The 25,060-nt window shown below is 37.7% G+C and carries 16 protein-coding genes; 3 read left to right on the plus strand and 13 right to left on the minus strand.

The annotated features are described in order from the left end of the window. Positions 1 to 167: 167 nt before the first annotated feature. The 5 genes from BM289_RS24915 to BM289_RS24930 form a co-directional block, all read right to left on the minus strand. The gene (locus BM289_RS24915) at positions 168 to 1,052 is read right to left on the minus strand and encodes a hypothetical protein (RefSeq protein ID WP_091499232.1); all 885 of its coding nucleotides are present in this window, start codon (positions 1,050 to 1,052) and stop codon (positions 168 to 170) included. A 22-nt stretch (positions 1,053 to 1,074) separates the two neighbouring features. Further along, the gene (locus BM289_RS24920) at positions 1,075 to 2,454 is read right to left on the minus strand and encodes a RagB/SusD family nutrient uptake outer membrane protein (protein WP_244165455.1); all 1,380 of its coding nucleotides are present in this window, start codon (positions 2,452 to 2,454) and stop codon (positions 1,075 to 1,077) included. 208 nt (positions 2,455 to 2,662) lie between these two features. Then, a complete protein-coding gene (locus BM289_RS24925; RefSeq protein WP_091499237.1) occupies positions 2,663 to 5,842 on the minus strand; it encodes a SusC/RagA family TonB-linked outer membrane protein in 3,180 nt (1,059 codons plus the stop codon). Positions 5,843 to 5,933: 91 nt separating this feature from the next. Next, the gene (locus BM289_RS25545; RefSeq protein WP_167365502.1) at positions 5,934 to 6,110 is read right to left on the minus strand and encodes a hypothetical protein; all 177 of its coding nucleotides are present in this window, start codon (positions 6,108 to 6,110) and stop codon (positions 5,934 to 5,936) included. A 142-nt stretch (positions 6,111 to 6,252) separates the two neighbouring features. After that, positions 6,253 to 9,330 (minus strand): T9SS type A sorting domain-containing protein, encoded by a 3,078-nt coding sequence (locus tag BM289_RS24930; RefSeq protein WP_091499240.1) that lies wholly within the window; start codon positions 9,328 to 9,330, stop codon positions 6,253 to 6,255. A gap of 2,071 nt (positions 9,331 to 11,401) precedes the next feature. On the opposite strand from BM289_RS24930, the gene BM289_RS24940 reads away from it, so the two are divergent. The 3 genes from BM289_RS24940 to BM289_RS24950 all read left to right on the plus strand — a co-directional run bounded on the left by BM289_RS24940 (position 11,402) and on the right by BM289_RS24950 (position 13,518). Beyond that, positions 11,402 to 12,277, plus strand: coding sequence for a helix-turn-helix domain-containing protein (locus BM289_RS24940; RefSeq protein ID WP_167365503.1), 876 nt, complete (start codon positions 11,402 to 11,404; stop codon positions 12,275 to 12,277). Between the two features lie 151 nt (positions 12,278 to 12,428). Further along, positions 12,429 to 13,112 (plus strand): hypothetical protein, encoded by a 684-nt coding sequence (locus BM289_RS24945; protein ID WP_091499247.1) that lies wholly within the window; start codon positions 12,429 to 12,431, stop codon positions 13,110 to 13,112. Between the two features lie 58 nt (positions 13,113 to 13,170). Next, the gene (locus BM289_RS24950; protein ID WP_091499250.1) at positions 13,171 to 13,518 is read left to right on the plus strand and encodes a carboxypeptidase-like regulatory domain-containing protein; all 348 of its coding nucleotides are present in this window, start codon (positions 13,171 to 13,173) and stop codon (positions 13,516 to 13,518) included. 1,581 nt (positions 13,519 to 15,099) lie between these two features. Here BM289_RS24950 and BM289_RS24960 read toward each other — a convergent pair. The 8 genes from BM289_RS24960 to BM289_RS24995 form a co-directional block, all read right to left on the minus strand. Further along, entirely contained in the window at positions 15,100 to 15,621 is a 522-nt protein-coding gene (locus tag BM289_RS24960) for a hypothetical protein (RefSeq protein ID WP_091499252.1), read from the minus strand. Positions 15,622 to 16,017: 396 nt separating this feature from the next. Continuing rightward, on the minus strand, positions 16,018 to 17,112 hold the full coding sequence (locus BM289_RS24965; RefSeq protein WP_091499255.1) for a Ppx/GppA phosphatase family protein: 1,095 nt from the start codon (positions 17,110 to 17,112) through the stop codon (positions 16,018 to 16,020). Positions 17,113 to 17,153: 41 nt separating this feature from the next. After that, the gene (locus tag BM289_RS24970) at positions 17,154 to 18,407 is read right to left on the minus strand and encodes an MDR family MFS transporter (RefSeq protein ID WP_167365504.1); all 1,254 of its coding nucleotides are present in this window, start codon (positions 18,405 to 18,407) and stop codon (positions 17,154 to 17,156) included. A 350-nt stretch (positions 18,408 to 18,757) separates the two neighbouring features. Next, positions 18,758 to 19,135 carry a hypothetical protein gene (locus BM289_RS24975; RefSeq protein ID WP_091499258.1) on the minus strand — a complete coding sequence of 126 codons (378 nt, stop codon included), beginning with the start codon at positions 19,133 to 19,135 and terminating at the stop codon, positions 18,758 to 18,760. Between the two features lie 554 nt (positions 19,136 to 19,689). Continuing rightward, the gene (locus tag BM289_RS24980; protein ID WP_091499260.1) at positions 19,690 to 20,076 is read right to left on the minus strand and encodes a carboxypeptidase-like regulatory domain-containing protein; all 387 of its coding nucleotides are present in this window, start codon (positions 20,074 to 20,076) and stop codon (positions 19,690 to 19,692) included. 1,077 nt (positions 20,077 to 21,153) lie between these two features. Continuing rightward, positions 21,154 to 21,498: an L-rhamnose mutarotase gene (locus tag BM289_RS24985; protein ID WP_091499263.1), complete on the minus strand. Its 345-nt coding sequence runs from the start codon at positions 21,496 to 21,498 to the stop codon at positions 21,154 to 21,156. Between the two features lie 10 nt (positions 21,499 to 21,508). Further along, positions 21,509 to 23,905 carry a glycoside hydrolase family 31 protein gene (locus tag BM289_RS24990; protein ID WP_091499265.1) on the minus strand — a complete coding sequence of 799 codons (2,397 nt, stop codon included), beginning with the start codon at positions 23,903 to 23,905 and terminating at the stop codon, positions 21,509 to 21,511. 96 nt (positions 23,906 to 24,001) lie between these two features. After that, positions 24,002 to 25,060 (minus strand): glycoside hydrolase family 97 catalytic domain-containing protein (locus BM289_RS24995; protein WP_208610285.1); only part of this gene is annotated, 1,059 nt, incomplete at its 5' end.

The following is a 25,060-nucleotide window of genomic DNA, read 5'->3' on the forward strand; positions in this document are numbered from 1 at the left end:
CAAGAAAATTTTAAGTCTTTCCAACTCCTAATGCCTTAAAAAATCCATCAGATTTAAAGTTAGGTCCGTCACGTTTCACAAGAACCGGAACAGTTGCTTTTTGTAAATGCAAAAGAAGTTTTCCTTTCAGAAAACTTCTTTTGCACTGTTGTCAATAAACTGACATTTTAAGTTGCTTTTGGTATTAAATTGACTACGATCACACCGCCGTCTGCCGCTATCATAGCATATCTTAAAGAAGTATCGGTAAGTTCAATGAGCCTGACGTTTGAAAAAGAAAATCCTGATGAAAGAGAAGTATAATACGCATTGGTATGAAGCATTTTTAATCCTCCATTAAATACAATTCTGTCATTAACAGAATTAGCCGTAAGCAGGAAGCTAAAAGTTCCTACAGCCGTAGCCTGCTGCAGACTGCCGGTAATTTCAGAAGTCTGCACAACTCTAACATTATATCCTCCATTAAGATCAAAAGTAACCTCTCCAAAATTCTTATTCTCAATTCCCGACCAGGGAATATCATTAATACTGGCCGGAAACCACGACGAATCGCCGCCCAGAACAGTATTAATATAACCACTGCCGACAAAAGCAAGCGGACTTTCTGTGACTCTGTTGATTATCCAGGTTTTGCCTGCTTCTCCATTGGTAAGCATCGACCACCTCGGATCGCTAAATAAACTGGTGTCGTTTTCTGTAACTGTTACTGTTTTGGAAGCAGAAACTGATCCCGCCTTATCAAAAACAGTATACTTAAAGATATATGTACCTGCAAAAGGCAGACTAACTGAGGTTTCTCCCAGATTGGTATGTCCTAACTCCTGACCGTTACTGTCACTGTAACTCCAATAGGGTATAATTCCAGGTGTAAGACTTTTCAAATTAACGACATTTCCTCCTGGCTTTAGTCCAAGATCCTGTGTAATTTCAAAATTTAAAACAGACTTATCCGGCAGATTTCCCAAAGAATGGGTTTCGGGTTCACATGATGCGGACAGTATTGCAAATCCAAGCATCAAAAAGGAAATAACAGTGATTTTAATATTTTTCATCGTATTTTATTTTGGTTAAAAATTACCAGCCCGCATTCTGTTTTAAAACACCGCCTGATAAGGTAATCTGGGTACTGGGTATTTGCGAGAGCCCTTTAGTTGATTCAATTCTGGCTGCTGTGATTGTTTTACTTCCGGATACGCCTCCGCTTAACAGAGTGGTGCTTTCCGCTATCTCAGAAGCGGCCACACCTACTCCCTGACGCAGCAGATCCCAATATCTGATACCTTCCAAAGCAAATTCCAACCTTCTTTCTTTCATAATATTAATCTGATTTGCCGGAATAGAAATGAAGTTTGTCTTAAAAGCGCGTTGTCTGACCTGATCAAAATATACCTGTGAGTTGGCGCTTCCCAGCTCGGCTGCCATTAGAAGAACATCTGCATATCTGATGACAGTGTAATCCTGAAACTGGCCGAGCTGAAAGCCGTTTCCTCCTAAACCATCTACTACGGAAACCACATTTCCATTACTGTCAAACTCTGACATTGGAGAATATTTTTTATTATAGTATCCGGTATATTCACGTTGATTATTTATTTTATCAAAAGGTATTGCCTCCTCTGCTATACCAATCATAGTGGCGGCCTGCCTGGTATCACCGGCCGAATAGGCATTCCATAATTTTGAATTTACCGTTACACCCCACCCATTCCCATAAGGAACATAGGAGAATTCCCTCATTCCAAACATAACCATCCAGGGATTTCCGTCAGAATTACCGTTGTAATCACTGGTATAAGTATATTTAATTGCAAATACAATTTCTTTATTATCCTCTCCTGCATAGTTCTTAACCGAAGCTGCCGGCCAAAGTGCAGAAAAATCATTTACCAATCCATGCCCACTCAAAGTTATGACGTCTTCCAGATGCTGTAATGCCTGGTTTTTGGTCACCAAACCTACCAGATCTGACTTGCCGTAGTAACCTGTGTAATAAAGATAAACCCTGGCCAGTAAAGCTTTTGCCGCCCATCTGGTGACACGCCCATTAGCAACAGTGCTATAGGCTGCTGATGGCAGGTTTTCTGATGCATACAATAAATCCTTGGTAATTGCCGTATAAACCTCATCGGGATCGGTTTGAGGAAGATTCTCCGATGAAGGCGTAAGTAGCAAAGGGATATTCCCCCAGATACGGACCATTTCAAAATACAGGTAGGCTCTAATAAACCTTGCCTCAGATTCATATGTGTTTCGCAATACATTGTCATTCTGCCAGTTAATCTGATCGATCTTACTTAAAAAAACATTACACCGGTACAATGCTTTGTAATATGTTTTCCAGTTGTCATTGTAGAGATCAGTATCCGAAGGCGAACGGTCTTTATCGAATTCATCAATTGCCTGAAAACCATAACCGTCAGCGGCTCCCGTCCCTCCAAAACAGTTATCAGACATAATTTCGCTCATAAGCGGAAATCCTATCCCCCCTACCACTTGTAGACCGTCATAACAGCCAACCAGTGCGGTGTAAGCACGTTCCTTAGTGGTGTAAAAATTATCTGCATTTAACTGTGAGTAAGATTCTGTCTCCAAGCTGCATGAACTTAAAGAAACCACGCTTAAAAAGAGTATGTAAGAATATATATTTTTCATCGTCTTGCTATTAAAGTTTAATATTTAATCCCATCATAAAGGTTCTTGGTCTTGGATAATATCCAACATCGACGCCCGACGAGAAACTATCGGTACCAAAACCAATTTCCGGATCCATACCATCATACTTTGTAAATGTATAAAGGTTCTGAACTGAAAAATACATCCTGAATTCGCTTGCAAAAAATGGTTTTGACATCTTAAGTTTGGCCAGATCAAATCCCAGTGTAACCGTATTTATTCTCAGGAAATCCCCATTCTGAACATAAAGATCTGAAAACTGACTATAGTTTTTGCCATCATCAGTTAGTCGCGGAATGTTATTTGATGTTCCTTCCCCGTGCCAGCGTTCCAGTATGGCGGTGGTATAATTTGCAAAACCTCCAGGGCTTCTGTAAGACTGCACAATTTGGTTTCCAGCTACGCCATTGGCAGAAGCATAAAAGTCAAATGCCTTATAACTCGCGGAAAGGGAAAACCCAAAAGTGTAATTGGGATTAGGGTCCCCAATCATGGTTTTGTCTTCCATCCCCCCTATCTTGCCGTCTCCGTTTAAATCTTTAAAGATAACATCTCCAGGCACCGCTGTGGGCTGAATTCCATAATCATCAATCTGCTTCTGATTTTGAAATACGCCCATAGTCTTATATCCCCAAAAATAACCTAAAGGAAAACCGTTCTGAGCTCTGTAAAATTCGGGTGCATTTGCAAAAATCTGATTCGAGGGTCCATGAATAAGTCCATCTGCCGTCGGTATCTGACCAACTTTATTTTCATTATATGCTCCATTTGCACCTATACTGTAATTGAAATCTCCTATTTTATTATTGTACTGAAGCGCTAGTTCCACGCCTTTATTAGTCACATTACCTCCGTTTATAAAAGCCGGATCAGCACCTGCAGTAGCCAAAACAGGCGGCACAATAAGCCAGTTTTTATTATTCTTCCTGTACCAGTCAAAAGTGATACTGACCGCATTGTTCAGCAATCTGGAATCAAAACCTATATTTACCTGCTCGGAAGTCTCCCATTTTAAAGATGGATTAGACAATCGGTCAGGATATCCTCCTGGTGTTAATACTCCCTCCTGAATACCAAAAATATAATTTGTCGTGGTTGTCTTAATTGATGATAGATATTGAAATGCATCCGTATTCTGATTTCCTACCTGTCCCCAGCTGGCTCTTGCTTTAAAATAATTAACTATTTTCGAGTCTTTTAAAAATGCTTCATTTGTCGCAACCCAGCCTAAGGAAACCGAAGGAAAATACCCCCACTGGTTCTCTGGACTAAAATTTGAGGAACCATCAGCCCTGAATGTGGTATTGATTAAATACTTGTCTTTGTAGCTGTAATTCAATCTGCCAAAGTAAGACATTCTGAAGTTTTCAAACTTACCCCCGTTAGGGCCTCCTATTAAAGTACCGTCGCTGTTGGTTGCACTGTCTAACCAGGAATGTGTTAAATCATTAAAAATCAAATCAACATTACTGGCACTAATGGAGGTGCCGTCAAAGCGTATGGAAGATGTACCAAGCATAGCCTCTAATTGATGATGCTCCTTAACATTAAATTTATAGGTTAATAAATTATCCCAGGTAATCGTTTTTCCCTTATTCATGTTTTGAGCAACCGCATCATGAACCAGATTATTGGAGTAAATGGATAAATCATAGATAGGTCTATAAGAGTGGCCTTCCCCTGCATAGTAATCCAAACCTAATGTTGTTTTTAATGTCAACCCTTTTACAGGTTCTATCTGCAGGTAGACATTTCCCAGCAACTTTTGGTTATTGCTTTCATTTTGATTATTATACACCATTTCTGCATACGGATTGGATGTTCCCGCTAACCATGGCTCCGCACTATTTCTAGTATTAAAGAAATTTCCCTCAGCATCATACATGGGCAGTAAAGGACTCACAGAAAAAGCGCCTCTCAATGAGTTATTGTACTGATTTCCTACCCCTATACCATTTTTATTGATGTAGGCAAAACTTATATTCTCACCAATGGTTACCACATCTTTATATAGTTTATGCTCGGAATTAAATCTAAAATTATATCTTTCATAATTAGATAAACCTTTTCCTCCGACAATCCCTTCCTGTCCCAAGTACGATAAGGAAGTTGAATAAACCGAATTTTCAGACCCGCCTGATGCGCCAAAAGAATAATTTTTAGTGCTTGCGTTATTGACAAACATCTTATCCATCCAGTTGGTGCCTTTCCCTAAAGCGGCTATTTCTTCATTGGTAAAATAGGGTGTTTTTCCAGAATTGACAGCAGTCTCATTTAAGATAACAGCATATTGCTCCGCATTTAGTAAATCTACTTTTCTAGACACCGACTGTATTCCGTAATACTGCTCAAAAGTAATGCGGGAAGCAGTATTTTTTCTGCCTTTTTTGGTGGTGACCAAAACAACACCATTGGAAGCCTGAGAACCATAAATTGCAGCTGATGCCGCATCTTTTAAAACAGATATGCTCTCAATGTCTGCATTATTTAAATACGAAATATCATTGGTAACAATACCATCCACCACATACGCGGGACTATTGTTTTTTGTAGACCCAAGACCTCTGATAATTACTTTAAAACCTTCACCGGGTTGTCCTGAAGTTGAAGTAATATTTATTCCCGGAGCCTGTCCCTGTAAAGCCTGAAGTGCATTGACAGCATTTCTTTTTTCGAGATCTTTGCCGCTTACCTGAGTTATGGCACCAGTGACGAGCGCTTTTTTTTGAGTTCCGTAACCAATGACCACAACCTCATCTAAAGCGGCTTGCTTTTCCATTAAGGTTATATTAAAACTGGTTTGCCCGTTGACTTCGATTTCCTGAGTCAGAAATCCGACATAGGAAATTACCAGCACTGCATTTTTACTGGAAAGACTTAATGCAAATTTACCGTCAAAGTCTGTTTGAACAGCATTTTTAGTTCCCTTTTCCATAATGCTCGCACCCGGCAAAGGCTGGCCGTTGACATCTGATATTCTTCCCCTAACCTCCATTTGCAGCAGGATGTTATTAGGATCAGCGTATGGTACCTTTGATGCTGATGCATAAAGACAATTGGATGGCAAGAATAGTATGCCCCCCAAAAAAAACAATGCCTTAAGCTTCGTCTTTAAATCACATTTAGAAGTCTGATGAAAGGCACTTCTTTTATACTTAATTTCTTTCATATTTTATTGGTTAAATAGTTGGTTTTTAATAGCCATATCTTAAAATTGGGGTCAATTTTAATCCACTCCATTCTAAGACAGGATGGTTTAATTATTTTTTCATGTCATAGGCATTTTTATTGTAGTAAGCGGTTAATAAATCTATGTTTTCCCAATCTGCAATAGTGATGATACTGCTGATGCCCAGTAATGGGTCAGAAGACCAACCATAAGCAGCATTTCTTCCTATTGTATTGTTATGATAAAAAAGCAAATCATGATATTGCATTGGCTCAACGGTAAAAACAGGCACAAAACTAGAGAGGCTCTCACCTCTCCAGTTTAACAAATCGGGAGCCCATTGGATTTTAAAAGATAAGCCCCAATTTGTTTGGAACAGCCATTAGAGGTTGCAGGGAAATTAGCCCTTGCTATTTGACTATTAATTTTCGGGTCACTACAGCCTTATCAGATTGAATTTTCACTACGTAAAATCCATTTCTAAGCTTTGAATTTACGAGAACCTGTTCATTTCCATTTCCATGCTGCTCATAGACCAGATACCCGTTCATATCATAAATTAAAATGCCCTTTGCATCGTACGCCTCTGGAATAATGAGCTGAAAGATTCCATCATGCGAAGGATTGGGATAAATGATCACATCCTGATTGTCATAGTTTTGTGGAACTGTTGTATCGGTTCTGGCAACACTCATCTTGGCTGAAGAGTTACCTGATTCTGTATAACTGATGTAGCCATTACAATTTAGCCACTCACTGTTAGAACCGCCACAGGCACCAGTCCAAACCCCCGTATTGACCTGTTGATTCTCTGATTGATACACAACACCTCCAATCGTGACGTTATCAATCTGCACATCCCGTCCTGTATTATCATTAGTGAAGTGAACAGCTACTGTACCGCTTCCCGAAGCAGTATAGTCCGCAAAAGAAGTAGTCAGGGTCCACGTTGCCACCGTATTGCCACCTACCCTTAGATCTATGGTTTCATCTCCTTTCGTACCGCGGGCGCGAACAATGATTGAACCTGTAACGGCCACATTAAATATTTGTGTGCTCTTACAGCCACTTGAATTGGTGTAGGTAGCTGTATAACTGCCTGCCTGACTGCCTTGAATATTTGAAAGCGATACTTCCCTTGCAGAGGAGGAGAAATTATTGGGACCGCTCCATGACCACGATCCTCCGGTCACAGGCTGCGGACCAAATTTAAGGGAGCTCCCCTGAGCTAATGAAACTCCTGCAGTCTGCTGCCATGTCCCGCCGTTAATCTGAACATAGGGAGTAATTGCCGAGGGAGCACATGCCGAGGGTTCCCAGTAGATTACACCTCTTCCTCCTCCTGCACTCATCAATACCCTGCCTTCCACATTCATATCTCCAACAAGCAGAGGTGCACCCCCAAATTCAGCACTATCATTGTTGATCCTAGTCCATGTATTGCCTTGATTTGTCGATCTAAAAAGACCAGTTACACCGGAGACCGTGCCCCAGATAAAAACAGTAGGATAGTTTGCCCCTGACATAATCTTTCCAATTCCGATAGATTTGCAATATGTTACATTGGCAACAGTTACGTAGGATGATCCTGCATTGGTAGAATATTTTAATCCGTTTCGCCCCAGCGGAATCCATATATGTCCTTCCAAACCTGGCACTGTGCGCGCTAAGGCTGATTCCCATGGATGATCCGCAGTTGATGCACCCGCAGGAGATGCTTCTGAAAAGCTAGCCCCCTTGTTGGTACTCCTGAAGAATTGTCCCGTTCTTGGACTGTATATATAAAAATTGTTCGAATTTACCTGATCTGCCACCGGGGCGGCATCTGCAACAGATACACCTGAGCAACCCAGCCAGCTTGCCCCGTTATTGCTCGAATAGTACGTTGTGGAAGAACCCCAAGGACAGTGCAATATAGTGCTGCCATCAGCGCTGAGAGAAACCCTTCCTGCTGTTCCCGCATTTGCTGCCGCTGCTGTCCATGTAGCCCCTTTATCGCCGGAATAATACACGACATTTCCCTCGTTAGCGACCCTTACCACCTTGTTGGGATTGCTGCCCGCATACGCGATGCTGTTATTATTATAACCGCCAGATGGAGAAACTCTTGAGGAAGGCACTGAGGTTAGCGATTGGTGCACAAAGCCCGATACATCACCAAAAGCGGAGATGAAAGGTCCGCCGGGAATACTCACGCCGTCAAGTAAGGCAGTCTCTTCGATACCGACTACATCATACTTCCATGAAGTGTTTACAGCGGTAATATCAGGGCAGGTATATATACCGCCTCCACCGATCACACGCACTCTGTTTAGGCTGTTCTGGTCAAACTCTATACAGTCCATCCAGTTAATTGCTCCCCCGCGGGACCATTCCATTCCATTAGCATCATAAGTGGAATTTGACCCGTTCTTTAGAGTCCAAGTTGCCCCACCATCAGTACTGAGAAAAACAAAATCCCCCCAGCCCGTACCAAACTGGTTATTCCAATACATGCCACATGTGGACACTATTACACGGTTAGCATTTGTGGGATCTATACTCACACCGCCATAAGGATAATCCTTTGAATGAGAAGGCGTAACATTAGTCCAGACACCTGTTGAAGTATTAAGCCTGTATACCTTTCCGGATCCCTCCCCTAGATTTGGCCCTTCACCATTAGCATAAGTAACATACAGAGTGGATCCCTGAATGGCGGCACGGTGAGGCATAAAACCAATAGTTGGGGAAATATCCGTAAAACTTGCCCCTCCGTTTGTGCTTTTGTAAAGGTTCGCCCCCCCTGTACGGGAAATACCCACATAAATGGTTTGGCTCACCCCATTTACGACGTTGCTTGAGGGATCAAATAAAACAAAACATATACCGTTGCCATTCGCTGTGGTGGTTACACCATTCCAGGCAAGATTCCAGCTAACACCGGCATCTGTACTTTTCCAAAGTCCATTTGATCTGGTTCCGCAGTATAATATATTACTGTTAATGGGATCCACTGCTAATCGTTCCCCATTGCTTCGTCCCCCTCCATTACCATGCGCCTTAAATTTCCCCGTCACATCAGTATAGGTAAAAGTATTACCCTTATCTGTAGATTTCAGCACAGCTGTCCTCCCCTGACTAAGATAATCGGTTCCGCAAAGCATATAAATGGTATTTGCATTCTGCGGATCCACTGCCAATGCTTCAACGCCGACAAAACCGAGTTCCGACTCACTCAGCCAGTCCAAAAGCTGAACCCATTTGTTATTGGCAGCATCCCAACGGTAAGCTCCTCCCACATCAGTGCGGCAATACCGTTCCCCAGATGTTTTGTGAGTTACAATACCAGTTACAAACCCGCCGCCGCCAATCGGAGCATTCTTCCACTGGTAATCCGTAGTTTGGGCTTTTAATTTATGGCCCGTAAAGACACAATTCAGACAAAATAAAAAGATAAAGACATACATATTATGTCTTGTTTTTTTAGGATAGTACTCATTTTTCATTAGATTTTGGTTAATTTGGTTAGTAAATAAAAAAAGTCAAAAGCTCAAATGCAATCGCATTCTTCTTGCATTTAAAAAAATCTACATCTTCAATGGAAAATTATATGGCAGGATAGCATTAAATATTACAAATAATCAAAATCATGCATTCCATAAATTACAGCGGCACGACATTAAAATTGTGGTTAATTAATTCCAAAGCGCATCGATTTATATCTGCCCTTATTTAAACTTTATTCAGTGGCGGGAAAATCAATAACGCTAATGCCCTACCTTATAAAAAATGATTATCTTACAATTAATATCTGGCACCGTCAAAACTTTATAATACAAAATCTCATCACCAAGAGTCTGCATCTGTTCTTTACCATTTATACCCCTTTTTATTTATATATATAAAGTTGTATTGCATCTGGTTATCAATATAAATTTCAGTCTCAAATCAGTTGACAAACGATATGAAGCGATTTCCCACAGCCTCTTAAAATAAAACGTTCCAAAACAGCTTAAAAAACCGGAGAGACTATTAAATCTCCCCAGTTTTACTAACCACAGGCTTAAACTGCTTTATATTTCATTCTAATATCGATCTTGCAAAAGACCCAACTGTTTTTAACTATTATTAATATCTGCGGAAATATTATTAATCTTACTTTATAATAGCAGACTTTCCATTTAATTCAATAAATACTACTCGACAACAGCATTTAAGAAGTTGTAAAAAAACTGCCGATACATTAAAAAAGAAGCCGATTATTTTCAGTATCCTCTTTTTAATTAAACTTATTTTAAACAATTATCAATTAATAGTTAAAAGGCAGTACAAATATCAGTAATGCATTAAAAGTTTATGGTATCACTTTGTGTCAGAACAATGTCCAATATGTTGCAATTTTAATTTTCCCCTAGTTTTAAAATACTGGCTTGCAGGAGATAAAAATTGTTTGATTATTTGACCAGGTCATTGCTAGAGCGGGATTAAACATGAGCTTGACGCCATTTGCCACACAAAAAAGCTAAGGTTAATTTTACCGTCGTTCCACCTATTTAAGTTTTTGTGGCAGAATTATGGCACAATTCTTCTGCTTCCTGCTCATTTTTGGCATTTTATTTATTTTTATCATTGCAAAGTTCAGAAGCGGCCGACAAGCAGGTGCAGCCAAAAGTCGCAACATTGTGGTAGAAAGGCATTTTAGTCCCATGCTGCAAAACTCTTCAGGCAGCATTTGATATTAACAGGAAACGGACAGTTTTTACTTGCCATTGATAATTGTTACAGGAATTATCCTGTAATTAGTTACCTGCGATACCCGCCCAATTCAATGAATTTAGACATGAATGACTTGCAAATCTTAATTCCATTTTCTAATGAGGCGCTGAATGAGGCAAAGAAACGATTTAAGAACATACACGATTTTCAGAGCGATGGCAGCGCCCAGAAGCTATGATGCAGCTTTTAGAAAACTTTACCAAGCAATTCTCCAAGCTAAGTAAATTATCAGAAATGACCGTGAAATGCCCTTACTGATCGCATATGATTGATTGAATCGGTTTTGCCGCATCTGCCGGAATCAAAATATAAGGATTTAGGTAATTTAAAAGTCTGTCCGCCGATTTACAGAATGATTTAAATATTATCGACTCAAAAGTCTTATTTTATAGATACCAAATAAGACCCAAAAGTCTAATCTTAATGTTAAACTAAAAAATCAACATTTTTTTTTAAAACAATTGCCATTTATGAGAACTGTTACATAACCCTTTTCAGCAGTATTATGTATTATTTTGTAAATCAATAGATTAGCGGTTACATCAGTGAAAATTGGAGTAAAGTGAAGATAAAATTTTCTTTTTTGAATTAGGTGCAAAAAAAGGGGATTGCCTATATATTCTTCCACAATCTGGATCAATGCAAGCTGCCAATGCAATCCCTGTCGCATATTTGGGTTTAAATAATTACTTTTACAAACTTCTCTTGGATTTGTGCAGATGGTTCCCTGGCAGTATGAGGCGGTCAGACTCCACCGGATTTATATATCAGCATCTAAATAATACGAAAATACGTCTAGCAATGAAGACATTTAAATTCTTAAAAAATAAATATAATGTTGAGCTCCTAATTGATATAGGCACTTATAAAGACATTCCATATTATTTTTTTGAAAGTGAGCTTCATCATACCGATTTTTATGAACTTGTATTTTTCTCTAAAGGAAACGGCTGTTTAGAACTGGACCAGCAGAGAATTGAAATTTCAGATAATACAGTAATTTTTATTTCCCCATTTCAGAAAAGAAGATGGTTTTTGGAAAAGACTAAGATTGAATGTTATTTCCTGTTTTTCCAGGACAGCTTTCTCTCCAGTTTCTTCTCGGACAAGCTGTTCTCTTTCAGGCTGCAGTTTTTCTACAACAAAACCAAACCGCTCTATCTAAAGGTTGACGACGGCTTCTTTTCACAGCTGGCCAATATAATTCAGGAGCTGCTCAGTGAGATCAAAACATTTAGATCCGACAGCGAACATATTATAAGGGCACTGCTGTACTTTATCCTGATCAGACTCAATCGGGCCTATGCAGAGCATTACCTTCTGTCTTCAGAAACAGAAAATAACAGCGTTGCATTTATGTTTAAGGAGATTCTGCAAAATGAAGTCCGCACGACAAGAAATATAGACCATTACGCGCGGCAGTTAGGTGTCAGCAGAGTAACATTAAACAAATGCATCAAAAAGCAGTTCGGGGTTACCATTTCTGAAATGGTAAATGAATTTATTCTTTTTGAAATAAAGTCCATGCTGTCTTATACGAACCTTAATATAAATGAAATTTCATATTTATTGCAATTCTCCCACGCAAATCATTTAACACGTTTCTTCAAGGCGCAGGCAGGAATCTCACCAAAAGAATTCAGAAATGCTTATCAAAATGGTAGTTCTGTTATCTAACTGGTAATTATTCTGTTTACATGTATGATATATTTGTACATGAGAATATTTTTATCAAAAGACGGCTAGCAGCATTATCAAAATCACTAGTAGCATGGTCTATCTCAATAAGAATCATTTAAATTATTATATAATTAAAAATAGCCTTTCAATGAAAAAGCAAACCAAATTCACATATATATTTACTTTGATACTGCTCCCCTGCTTTCTATTCGGCCAACGAAAACAAGTTATTGAACTCGCTAATCTGTACAAAAGAGGAAAGCTGAAATCAGTAAATAGAGAGATCAAAATCGTTTCGAGTGATAGTGGAACTTATCTAAAAATATTGGAAAATAAAAAGGAAGGCATTGTATGGTTGCCTGTCCGGGACTTTAAAAACGGCACAATTGAAATTGAAATGCGGGGACAGGATGTTTTCCAACGCAGTTTTATTGGTATTGCCTTTCATGGTGTCAATGATAGTAATTATGATGCTGTTTATTTTCGTCCTTTTAATTTTTCTTCTAAAGACTCTGTTCGTAGAATTCATGCTGTGCAATACATCTCCCATCCCGATTTTACCTGGGAAAAATTAAGGAAGCAGAGAAATGCGGTTTTCGAGAAAGAAATCATCAATCCACCAAATCCTAATGACTGGTTTATAATGAAATTAATAATTGACAGCACAACTGTTAGAGCCTATGTAAACAACGCAGACCGCCCCGCGCTGACAGTCCAAAAACTCAGCAGTCGGGCATCGGGAAAAATAGGGCTATTTACAGCAGACAGCAGCGGAGGGGACTTTAAAATCGTTAAGATAAATTATAAAAATAAGTCATTAATCAATCTCTAGCCATAAAGTTTCGCTTTTATAAAAACTCTTTTTTAACTTTCTTAGTACCTATAATATTATGATAAAAAGATTGCTTTTAATTATCTTGCTGTCTATCCCCATTTTTGCCAGTACATCAATGAAGGGAGCTTTTACTATCTGGGGAAGGATTGTAGATCATGGATTTAGCCCTATTGAATCATTTTCGATTAAGGTTTTTGAACATAATACTTTAACAAATCAAAAAAAAATAATCCAAGATTTTAAAGTGAGAGATGATAATGGAGAATTTTTAATAAAAAACCTTAACTCAGGAACTTATCTTATTGAAGTTACAGTTGAAAATTACACTAGGTACAGCATCATAAAAACAGTTGCAAATAAAAACGAATCAGTAGGAGAAATCGTTTTACAAAATACTTGGTAAGGTTACGTCGAATCTATGGGAATCAAAATGAACACTTTAGCAATTTAACAATACTGGAGTGGGGATATTTCTGCCACAAAACTTTAAGACGTTTTTAACGATATTCGCCAGTCTAATGTTTATGATTTAAGCCACTTTGAAGAATTAAATTTTAAACAAATTTACAACTAAGCGGATTAGGTTCCTCCGCCATCTGACGTCCAAAAGCGACTTTAAAAATCAAAAACCTTTAAAAAATGATGTTTAAAGTTTTTTTTTTTGTTAAAAGCTCGCCTGGTTATATCCGCCGCGGTGGATACAGTTTCGAGTCCTGTTGCCACTATAATTAGCACTTCTAAGTACGTTTAAAAATCTTGTAATTTAATTTTTGTGGGAAAATCGTGGCACATGGTATTTTTGAATAACACAAATCCAGCAAAAAACAGTGCCTTAGAAGTTTAGCTTCGAAACTGTATACGAAACAAACAATATATAGCGTACGCCAAACGGCAAAAAATCTATGTCAGAAAAAAATAAACTTACATCTCGTGAATGTTTAGTCTTACAATGGTTTTCTATTTTAAAAGGAATTACCTTTATGGCAACAAACCTAAACCGCATACAGCAATTCACAGATCCAAGAAAGACAATTTTGCCTTAAGCAGAACAATCTTTTCAAATCCTCCATAAAATACTTGAAGAATTGTATTTTACTTTAATGCCATAAACCAATTGATTTTTTTTACTTTATTGCATCAATTCCCAACAGGACATCTAAACCAAACTTACAAAACTTACAAAGCCTATGAAGGACAGACGTTACATACAAGTAAGCCATTCGGTTCTCTGCCTTGAATTTCAAGGCAATTTTATCGAAATGGCATCGGCAAGATTCTCCTGTCTGATGAATCCCGAAATATACTCCTGTAACTCCCTGCGATGCTCGGGAAGGGTTTCAAAGCTGTTGATATGAAACACATCGTCCTGATCCATAATGTGGTTGATCTCCGATAGCCCTTTGATACAAGGCTGCCCCTTAATCTGATAACGGTGACCTGCCGTCGGGTTCCAAATCTTTTCTCACTCTTAATCGTATAGTTTTTTCCATAACAAAAGGTCTGTTGTCTGAAATTTTCTGTATTCTCATCCCAAATATAAAATTTAATCTTTTCCTTGATAATGAAGTATGTTAAAAATTATGGCCTTTCCAATAAAAACAGCTCTTGGCCATTCCATACATTGCCTGTTTCCTTTCTTTTCTGTTTTCCCCTTTGCCATCGGTCAGGGACCGTACTATTTCAAAAATGTTGACCCCAAACTTACCATCACTAACATTGGTACACTATGTCGCATTTTTATCCATTTTAGCTCATTTAAGGCAATATCAAAACAAAAAAGATGAGCATTACTGCTCATCTTAAAATTATTCATTTCTAAAATTTGTCCATTTCAGAAGGTTAGAATTTCAAAATCTCATATCACTGACTTTGAAATACTACCACTTTCCGATGCCCTTTCGATCTTAAATACGGTGAAATGACAGCTTGTAAACTTTTGAGTTATGGTAAATTTATGTTGCCTTATCTAGACATTAATCTGTTTTTAGTCAATCATGCATTCTTCGAGGAGTACACACATATAGTATAAAAACAAACTAATCTCACGAGTTAAGATATTTTTCACAAGGAAATTGTAGATAATTTTTGAAAAAGAATATTTAAAGATAAAACGGTAACAGCAATGGATAACGGTACTTTGCTCTATGTGCTGAGAAAAAACAAATGTGTACTCAATTGCATCCAATCCAAGGTAGCGTCGCGAGCTAAAATTATCTACTTTAACAGAAAAAGAAATTTGGTTAGAACATTCTATAAGGGTCTTTCTGGCTGTATGTAAATCTTTAAAATGCAGGGTGAAAATTTTATCTGTTCCAGTCTTTAAACTATTCGAATCAGTCTCAAAATAAGGAATGTACCAAAACGTCTTAAAAATATCAAGCATATCCCAATCATAAAAATGATTAAAAGCAACTTGTACAGGGGTATTAACCTTAACAATAATATCAATTTCCTTTTCCTTTTTCTTATCCTTTTTAGCTTTCCAATTATTGCTTACACTTTTCATAACAACCTAAGATAAATTTCTACTGATTTATATTGTGCTTGTATCATTAATTACCTGATTTCAAATAATGATTTCCCACCACAAGATCAATCCTGAACATTTGATTACTGTCTTTTACTGCATCTTCCAAACAGCACTTAATAGCTAATTCCATGGTATCATTTCAGCAGAAAGTATCTACCCATAGAAACTGGCAACTGATATCACCACTATCACATGTAAATAAATTAAGCACTTTTGACAATGCCTCTGTATTGATTTTTAAAATTGCAAGATTTTTAGTAGTAATAGCATTTACTGCTATGCTGTGCCTTTTTAAATATCATTCCTGGCATTTATTTCTATTGTTAACAATTATTTAACCAAATTGACTACATGGATTTTGCCGACATAATCCTAGAAAACTATCTTGTTTTTTCTTGAACGTTCAGCAACATAACACACCAGCCAGGCAATGTGGCCATTTGCTGAAAAATAGATCTGCTTTGATTTTAAACCATCGACAGCTTCCAAACAGTCAAGCAGTATATTATTTGCAGCAATCAGATGTTTCTGATCGTAGGTATTGAGAACTTTGGCGGCATTTGGATCAGTAACTGCCAAATTCTTATATCGGGAAAAGTTATTCCTTAAGACGGCATCATAATTAATAATATCCTCCAGCTGCAGCGGTAAAAAGCTTTCCCTGCTCTCAGTACCATAATACAGCGTTGTAAAGGCCCAGACAGCTCCTCCTGATAAAAATATTTTTGTTTTTTTGGCGGATAAACCATTTTCAGAAAACATTTTTTCTATGTTTTCCCTTAAAATAGGATCATACTCAAATAATTTATTCTCAAATTCTTCTATATCGTTACGGTTCCTTTCGCTTAAAAGCATATGATCAATAATTTCAGTAAGTTTTATTGTCCCATAATCTAATTTCAATGTTATAAACTTTGATTTATCGGCATCTGAGATATACAGGCACCCTCCCTTGGTATTTCCTCCTCCAATATCCAGCAAAATTGCATCCTTGTATTCTGCTGGAGGGATCAATCCCTTAAAAAGCATTTTGGCCTCATCTTCAGCAGTAATGACGTCGGGAGTAATAGTTGTGATACTTTTGATAGTATCGAGCAGATCCTTAACATTACGAGCCTTCGCAACACCGGAGGATACGACTATGAAAACATTTTCTTTTTTTAGGCGAAAACTGTTTTTAAGCATTGTAAGGTTTTCAGAAACCGTCGCTGCGGCGCGGTTAATCTCTTTTTTAGCAAGCGAGCCATCTTGGGAAGTATTATATGTTACGCCCACATTCTCAATCCAGTTTTTAAGAATAAGATAATCTCCTCTCTTGATACTTTTTACATCTATCAGTGCAATTTTGATTCCTTTGCTGCCGATCTCAATTCCAGCATACAAGCCTTTCTGTCCAAAAGACTGGAAAAGACATAAGACGCAAAACATCAAGGTAAATAAATTAGTATGACAAATACTGTTTTTCATAGATTTACAACTATATTAAACATAAGGAAATACACATAAAATTATTTGTTTGGAATTGAAAAAATTGATTTTATAATTTTGCATCGTATTTCCTCTTCTTCTTTTTTCACAAAAACATTCAAGCTGCAGCACAAAAAAGATCCTGAAATGCCGATACAGCTTAAAACCAGCCAGTTTGCCCTAAAACCGTAATTTGCAGTTATTTCCATCCCTATCTTAGTGCTTAACATTTGGGCAATACTGTAACTCATACTAAAAGCCGCCATAAATCTGCCTTCAATTTTTTTTAAGGCTCTTTTCTTAGCAAATGAATTTGCAAATGGGAATGTTAGCATGACCCCTACAGTCATCAAAACTATCATGGCAACAAGAGAGATAATGCAGTTTTCAATAAGCAGCAACAGATAACTGACAGCCATTAAAAAAATACCAGAAGCAATCAGGTGAAGTTTACTTATATTTTTTGACTCTGCATATTGTACAATAGGAAGCTCAAAAAGGAAAACCATAAGACCGCTTAATCCTAAAAACAAGCCGCTTTGGAAACTAGAAAAATTAAATATTTCCTTATAATAAAGAGGAAGTGTGGTGAATATTTGGAAAAACAAAAAACCCGTGAGCATGGTGACAACAAGATGGAATATAAAAGGTCTGTCTTGGAATATGGTAATTTTCTCTTTTAAGTTATTGAAATGACGAAGCCTGTAGGGCAGTTTTTTTTCTTTCACCAAAAATAAAAACAAAAGTGCGCTTATTATACATGTTGATCCGTCCACTACAAACAGATATTTATAATTCAGCAGACTAATTAAAAGACCTCCCAGCAGAGGACTGAATATATATCCTAAATTAATTGATGACCGTATGAGTGCTAAAGCTTGGGTTCTCTCCTCCCTTCTCGAATAACTACTTAGTGAAAGAAGCATTGCAGGCCTGTACATATCTGAAATAACGGTCAGCAGTAATACTCCTGTACAAAAACTGTAAAATGTACTCAGAAATTCTAAAATGATAAATACAATTCCGCTGCACAATAAACTAAAAACCATCACTTTGTAGTAACCTAATCTATCGGAGAGCTTCCCACTTATCCAAGTACCTATCAGCGAACCAAATCCCAAACATACCATTACCCATCCAATTTGACCATAACTGAAATGTAGCTCTTCAAACATATATTTTGAAAGAAAGGGCACTACCATGGCGCCCGCTCTGTTAATAAAGGTGCTGCAGGCCAAAATTTTTACCTCTCGGGAAAAACCATTAATTTTTTTGCAGTAATTTCGAATAATCATGAATCATTAGGCTTGTATAAAATTAACATCGGTAAATTTAAAAATAACCACTGCTGGAAATTTAACCACAATCTATTTTGGAAGCTGCAGTTTTTCTAATGCTGAACATCTAACCTGATACCGTGATTTTTAGCATATACTTTCTCCGTGGTACGCATTGTTTCTTTTAGCAGAACACTTTTACATTGTATGTTCCAATAGTGATCTATTTCAAGGAAAGATCCTTTTTTTTAAAGCGAAATCCATATTTTTTTTTGATACACATATCATTATCTAGATATGCAATAAAAAAGTTCCAGCTTTTCATTGTCGGTACTGACCATATAGTGACCGGAAGTATTTGCAACTACTCAGAGCCTTCGACTGAAATCTTTTTTATATTTGTTAAGTAATGATTTTGTCATTCCCAAATTAGCTTTATCAGAATCTACAGCTAAATACACAAAATATTCCCCGTCATCAGAAATATCTATAACATGAAACTGCGAAGTAAGGGTCACTAGGATATTATCGACATTCTGTTCTTTGAGCTCAAGTGCCTGAATAGCATTCACCTTGGCACGAACTAGCTCCAGATTAAATGCCGAGGCCAATTCAGGATCAAAATCCTTAGCGTCGGATATTGAATAATAGGAAATGCCACTTTTAATTTCAGCAACAGATAGTGCAATAAAGCCCGGGATATTATTTTTTAGGTCTTCCCCAAATTTTTTCAAATTATCAGTCATACTGTTTAGAATATTAATTTTTATAAATATTTATACTGTTTTACCAGGAATCTTAAAAAGCTTTTGCGAAAATAAGCTGCTACTAGTTGGTAATACTGGTATTCTGTTGTGTCGATTAGGGGATCAACTCTCCATAGATTAGCTTGGGAATCAAAAAGCTACCAATTCAGAAGAAACAGGTAAAATTATCCGTCATTAGAGTATTTGTAGTTTTCAGTTTTCATAGTTCTTTTTATTACAAAACTTAGGTAAAAAAAATAGGATTTTGATTATTTAAAACAATGAAAATCTGTGTAAATACATCCCTAATAAATTTGAATATTAGGAAAGGCAAAGTCAGCACCATGGAACAAAACGATTACGATTTACAGATTTACAGGAAAATTTTCAATAAGTCGTTCTCCCGGAATTTATTTAATTTACATTGGGGAGCATTTAAACCATCTCAAATAATAAAAAAAACTTACATGTAAAATAATATTTTGATTAAGATCCGAAGTGATTTTTCTATATAAACTCCCACATTACGCATTTAGAACAATTAAATAAGAAAGCTAGATTTTTTTTAACCTTACATTCAGAACCTTATCTGATACTTTTACGACCTTGCTTGCAAAACCACTTACAGAAAACTCCAAATTTTCCTTATTTAATGCTGTTATAACAAATTCTCCTTTAGAATCAGTCAAAACATATTTTGCTCTTTCCCGGAGTATTACGGTTGCACCCTCTAAGGATTTTCCTTCTTGATCCGTAACCTTCCCTCTCACAACCACGACTGGCAGCTGCTGTTTAGTATTTAGCAAAATAACATTTTGTACTCCCTTTAAATTGTTTCCCGCAATTGTGGTAAAATAAAAAAACAGAAAAATTAATGCTTGAAGCATTAAAACACTTTTTTTCTCATACTCTCTAAGTATGTTGCGTTTATATATACCCATTAAAAAACTGATTTAGATTTTAATTATATTTTAGATTCATCAATTAACCGTTTAATGCAAAAGTCACAATGAACAATGCCTGAATCTCCTAAAAAAGAACCTGATTTGGTTTCCTTTTAAAAATTGAGAAATGCAACAGCTAAAGTGTCCTTTGGCGGCATACCGCATTATTCTTGTTTTTAGCGCTGAAAAAGTTCTGCATTAGAGTTCAGATATGTTTTGAGATTCTTCAACTGAAAATTTTCTGATGCGAATGTAATCTATAATTCTAAAGCCCAAAAAAAATGACACATAATGATCTATAATTAAATACATCTGATACACCTGGTACAGCTCCCAAAAGCAAAATGACACGTATAAGTCAGAATAATAATAAATTTATAACCTATCTGCTCTCGGGTTATAGGATACTTTTACGTTTTTTTCTTGTTCCATCTTTTCAATCAGTACGATTTAGGTGAAATAGTACAGGGAGAATTCCCTATAATCCAAAATGTAAAACAAAGTATCGATGTAAGCGTATCCGGCCGCGGCTATAAAAAAGTTTCCCTGTACTACAGCTGCAGATATATTGATAAATATATACTGGAGTCGCCTATTTTCTTGACACAAAAGTTAATATTTACTTTTCTTCAATTCCTGGTCGTATCACGTAGAAGGTTTCAAAAATATTTTTGTTAATACGTCTTAAAAACACTTACCTTGTGTTTCAATTAATCATGAATTATTTTTAATGATTTAAATTGGATGCAAACCGATCTGCCACTTTCAATTTGCATCAAAACGCATAAAAAGTTCATGGTAGAATCGTGGCGCACTACCAAAAAAATAAAAAGAAATGGATTATACAGAAGGGATTGACCAACAGTTACCATCCCTCTTTCTCCTAGAATGGACTAAAAGGCAGCTTTCAAATTCTACAAAAAAAGCTAAAGTTCTCGGAAAATCTGCAATTTAAAAATTTATATTAAGTGACCGTTATGGGAACTAAACGACTCTGTACTGAAAATACAGAATGGTTTAGTTCTATAAGGACCTCCAAGTCCTCAATTTTAATTTTTATCTGCAAAATAAAACTTATGGCAGTTTATAAATCTGCTCCATCTTCAGCCACTTTTCGCCCTGTTTTGCTCCAGGAGGCGCCTGCTGAAATTTCCACATTAACTGCTCCCACTTCTGAACGTCAGGATTTGCAATATCCATCAGCTGTTTCCTCTCGGGAGTAAAAGTTTCATCCACATCCATAATCATAAATAATCTGTTGCCTAAGAGGTAAATTTCCATAGACACTATTCCAGCATCTTTAATGCTTTTAGTGATTTCAGGGCGTGCATTTTCTGCAAGATGATACTTTTTATATTCTGCAATAAGTTCTGGATCATCAATCAGATCACAGGCATAACACATCCTTTTTAGCTGCATATCTTCCTTCTTAAAGTTTACATTCTATTTTTTTTCCTTTATAAGCCAAAACTTTTTTAGTGCCATCTGGCAGCACAATGCTAAAAGTCCTTTCAGATAACATCCCTTTATACTGTCCTCTTCTATTGGAAAGCGTTAATTTTTTCAGCTTATCATTATATGTAAAATCAATTTCTGTGTATGCCCCTTTTTCATAATTGTAATTATCAAATTCATCTTCATAAAGGGTAAAGAAACCGTCCTTTCCCGGATATACTTTTATTTGAAGATTGTCCCATTTTTTTTCCTCGGCAAACTGCACTTGAGGTCCCATTGGAATAATAGCGCCTTCCTTAACAAACAGCGGTATCATATCCAGCTTTGTTTTTCTGGTAATTTCCTGGCCGCCCTGCAGTTTTTCATTTGTCCAGAAATCGTACCAGCCGCTTCCAGCAGGAAGATAAACGATTCTTGATTTTTCTGCTGTAAAATCTATGCTCTCCTTTTGATTCTGGCCTTCTTTTGTTTTTTCGGGTGTATATTGGGCCTGAACCACCGGTGCGACCAAAATAGATTTTCCGAACATAAACTCATCCTTAACATCCCAGCTCTTAGGATCGGCGGCAAAATCCATAAATAATGCCCTCATAAAACTGGAATCTTTATGGGTTACTTCCCATGATGTCGAGTAAATGTAAGGCAGCAAAGAATAACGCAGATTTATAAATTTCTCAATCGCATCATATACCGGTTCCCCTTTCTTTCCAAAGTTATAGATCTCGCGAGGTATGTCTGTGCCATGAGAACGCATCATCGGGTTAAAAGCGCCAAACTGCAGCCAACGAACATAAAGCTCGCTAAACAAAAGGCTATCCGCTCCAGAAACTTCTCCTTTTTGGTTGTAAACACCAGCAAAAAAACCGCCTATATCAGAATTCCAATGTGGCATGCCAGTGAGGGTAAAATTAAGTCCCGCCGGAATCTGTGCACGCAGGTTCTCCCAACTAGACTCTACGTCTCCTGTCCATGTATTGGCACCATAACGCTGCTGGCCAGCGAAAGCAGATCTTGTTAGAATGAAAACCCGCTTATCTGAAGTCTCTTTTCGCTGATGATCGTAAACCCCGCCCACAGCCATAAGGGGATAAGCATTTCGCACTTTTCTGAAAGTCCCCAAATATGTTTTGGTATCATAATCTTCCGGCTTTACCCAAAGATGATCCGGCTCTGTGGAATCCATCCACCAGCCGTCAATTCCTTTTGCTAAAAGGCCTTCACTTGCATATTTCCAATAAATGTCTCTTGCCTTTGGGTTGTAGGCGTCATAAACGCGAACTCCTGAAGGATAATCTTTTTTTGGCGGAAAAATTTCGCTGCCTGATTCTGGCCAGGTCAGGAAATCAAACAGCATTCCGTTGCTATTCAGCTCATTATAAGGCTTTGTTTTGGGTCCAAATGAAGACCAGATCGAAATAATCATATGGGCATTCAGGTCATGAACTTCATCCACCATCTTTTGGGGTTCAGGAAATTCAGGATTAAGAAACTCCATCGCATTCCACAGATAATTGTTCCCCCAATACTGCCAGTCTTGAATTATTCCGTCCAAAGGCACTCCCAGCTCGCGGTATTTTTTTACCACGCCGACTAATTCGTTCTGGCTCTTATAGCGTTCTTTGCTCTGCCAGAAGCCATAGGTCCAAAGCGGGAACATGGGCACTGTTCCAGTTAGCTTTCTCATTTGCGAGATCACTCCATCGGCATTTTTACCATACATAAAATAGTAATCTATCCCGTCGCCCACTATAGATTCAAAGGAAGTTCCCTCGCCGCCGTCCTTAAATTCTGTCGGAGCATAATTATCCCAAAAAAGGCCATACCCTTTTACCGACTGAAAAAAAGTCACGGCATCTTCCGTATTTCCCTGTTCCAAACGATAATTTTGATTTCTTTGGTTTAAATCTCCCCTCTGGTGCTGTCCTAGACCATATATAGGTTCTTCTTTCTCCAAATCAAATGCCTGATAAACGGTATAAGAATCGGTATCGGTATCTTTTGCAGGTTTAAATTTTGTTCCCTGTTTTTTCTCACGGAGCAAAATCCGGTCTGAACTTGCAAATGAGATTTCTCCACTTGGAAACTGCACCGTAACATCCAGACTTTCGGATTTTAAAACCAATTGGCTGTTTTGGCTTTTTACTGTAAAAGGAGTTGCCGACGGTATCATGTTTACCGAAAGGCTTTCTTTGGAATAGACTCCCGCAGCCGGATATTTTACAACTCTTACAATGGAAGGAGTGTAAAACTGAATTTCTATTGTATTTCCATCTGCCTGCGTCTTGATTCCCAGATTGTTTCTCTCGTATTTCTGGCCGTAGCCGGCCGCACAGAAAAACAGCGGGAAAATTAATAGATAAATAAATTTCATTTGGTTTAAGTTGTTTCAATTAGTAAGATTATGCAAAAATATATTCGCTCTTTATTGCTCAAATTCTGGATAAATCCATAGTGAATCCCAAAGATTTTAGTTGGTTAGCAGTACACCGCCATTACAAGGAATTTTAATGGACACTCCAATCTTTGATCTGTAGGTTGTGGTTGTAATTTTTCCATTTGGCAATTCACCATCCTTATAATATCTTAGAGTGGTGCCCTCAGCGATCATGGGCAGTTTTAATTTAAGTTCCAAAGGTTCTTTCTGTGCATTAATTCCGGCGATATACCACTTAGCTCCTTTTCTTCTGGCCAATAAAACATATTTGCCTGGATATCCGTCCAGAAAGCGCACCTCATCCCATATTGTCGGTACTTCCTTCATAAATTTTATCGCCCAGTCCGGAGCATCATATAAATTATTAGGCGCCAAAGCAAAATGCTGCACACCGCTCTGGAAAAGCACTGAAGCCGCTAGAGCAAATACATCTGAAGTCATTCTTTTAGAGCCTTTGTTGGGAATGTTATCGCTATTGTAGAATTTGTTCAAAGCACTTCCGCCAAAATCCATGCTTCCCACCACATTTCTTATAAAAGTATGCGTTGCCGCATTTATAGCTTCATTATCACAGCTCTGCTGTCCGAAATGCAGATTCTCGCTTGCCAGAACCGCTTCGCTGGAGGCGTAATTCGGATACATGCGCTCCCAGCCCCGAGGCAGGGTACAGCCGTGGAAAACAACCATAATTCCAAAATCATTGGCATCCGTCAAAATATCTTCATACAGTTTCATGGTCACCTGTTTGTCCCCTCCGAAAAAATCCACTTTAATGCCTTTGATCCCGATGTCTTTCATCCATGCCATTTCTTTTCGCCTGATGGACGTATTATCCATAAGTCCTTTCGGCCCCTGCGGAGCATCATTCCAGTATCCGTTTGAATTGTACCACAAATACAGCCCTACACGTTTTTTATTACCGTATTCGGCTAATTCTCTTATTTTATCACGGCCTATCTGCGTATCCCAAAGTGCGTCGACCAAAACAGTTTCATATCCCATCGCGGCGCTGAAGTCAATATATTCCTTCTGCACGGGAAAGGTGGTGTTATTATCCATTTTGATGATCCAGCTCCAAGTACCTTTTGTATA

The organism is Flavobacterium phragmitis, from assembly GCF_900112575.1.
Taxonomy (GTDB): Bacteria; Bacteroidota; Bacteroidia; order Flavobacteriales; family Flavobacteriaceae; genus Flavobacterium; species Flavobacterium phragmitis.

Bases quoted from the DNA above. Each gene is read 5' to 3' on its own strand.
- BM289_RS24945 (WP_091499247.1), top strand. From the start codon at position 12,429: ATGAAAAAGCAAACCAAATTCACATATATATTTACTTTGATACTGCTC.
- BM289_RS24915 (WP_091499232.1), bottom strand. From the start codon at position 1,052: ATGAAAAATATTAAAATCACTGTTATTTCCTTTTTGATGCTTGGATTT.
- BM289_RS24985 (WP_091499263.1), bottom strand. From the start codon at position 21,498: ATGCAGCTAAAAAGGATGTGTTATGCCTGTGATCTGATTGATGATCCA.
- BM289_RS24940 (WP_167365503.1), top strand. From the start codon at position 11,402: ATGAAGACATTTAAATTCTTAAAAAATAAATATAATGTTGAGCTCCTA.
- BM289_RS24975 (WP_091499258.1), bottom strand. From the start codon at position 19,135: ATGACTGATAATTTGAAAAAATTTGGGGAAGACCTAAAAAATAATATC.
- BM289_RS24980 (WP_091499260.1), bottom strand. From the start codon at position 20,076: ATGGGTATATATAAACGCAACATACTTAGAGAGTATGAGAAAAAAAGT.
- BM289_RS24960 (WP_091499252.1), bottom strand. From the start codon at position 15,621: ATGAAAAGTGTAAGCAATAATTGGAAAGCTAAAAAGGATAAGAAAAAG.
- BM289_RS24965 (WP_091499255.1), bottom strand. From the start codon at position 17,112: ATGAAAAACAGTATTTGTCATACTAATTTATTTACCTTGATGTTTTGC.
- BM289_RS24950 (WP_091499250.1), top strand. From the start codon at position 13,171: ATGATAAAAAGATTGCTTTTAATTATCTTGCTGTCTATCCCCATTTTT.
- BM289_RS25545 (WP_167365502.1), bottom strand. From the start codon at position 6,110: ATGCAATATCATGATTTGCTTTTTTATCATAACAATACAATAGGAAGA.
- BM289_RS24970 (WP_167365504.1), bottom strand. From the start codon at position 18,407: ATGATTATTCGAAATTACTGCAAAAAAATTAATGGTTTTTCCCGAGAG.
- BM289_RS24930 (WP_091499240.1), bottom strand. From the start codon at position 9,330: ATGAAAAATGAGTACTATCCTAAAAAAACAAGACATAATATGTATGTC.
- BM289_RS24925 (WP_091499237.1), bottom strand. From the start codon at position 5,842: ATGAAAGAAATTAAGTATAAAAGAAGTGCCTTTCATCAGACTTCTAAA.
- BM289_RS24990 (WP_091499265.1), bottom strand. From the start codon at position 23,905: ATGAAATTTATTTATCTATTAATTTTCCCGCTGTTTTTCTGTGCGGCC.
- BM289_RS24920 (WP_244165455.1), bottom strand. From the start codon at position 2,454: ATGTCTGATAACTGTTTTGGAGGGACGGGAGCCGCTGACGGTTATGGT.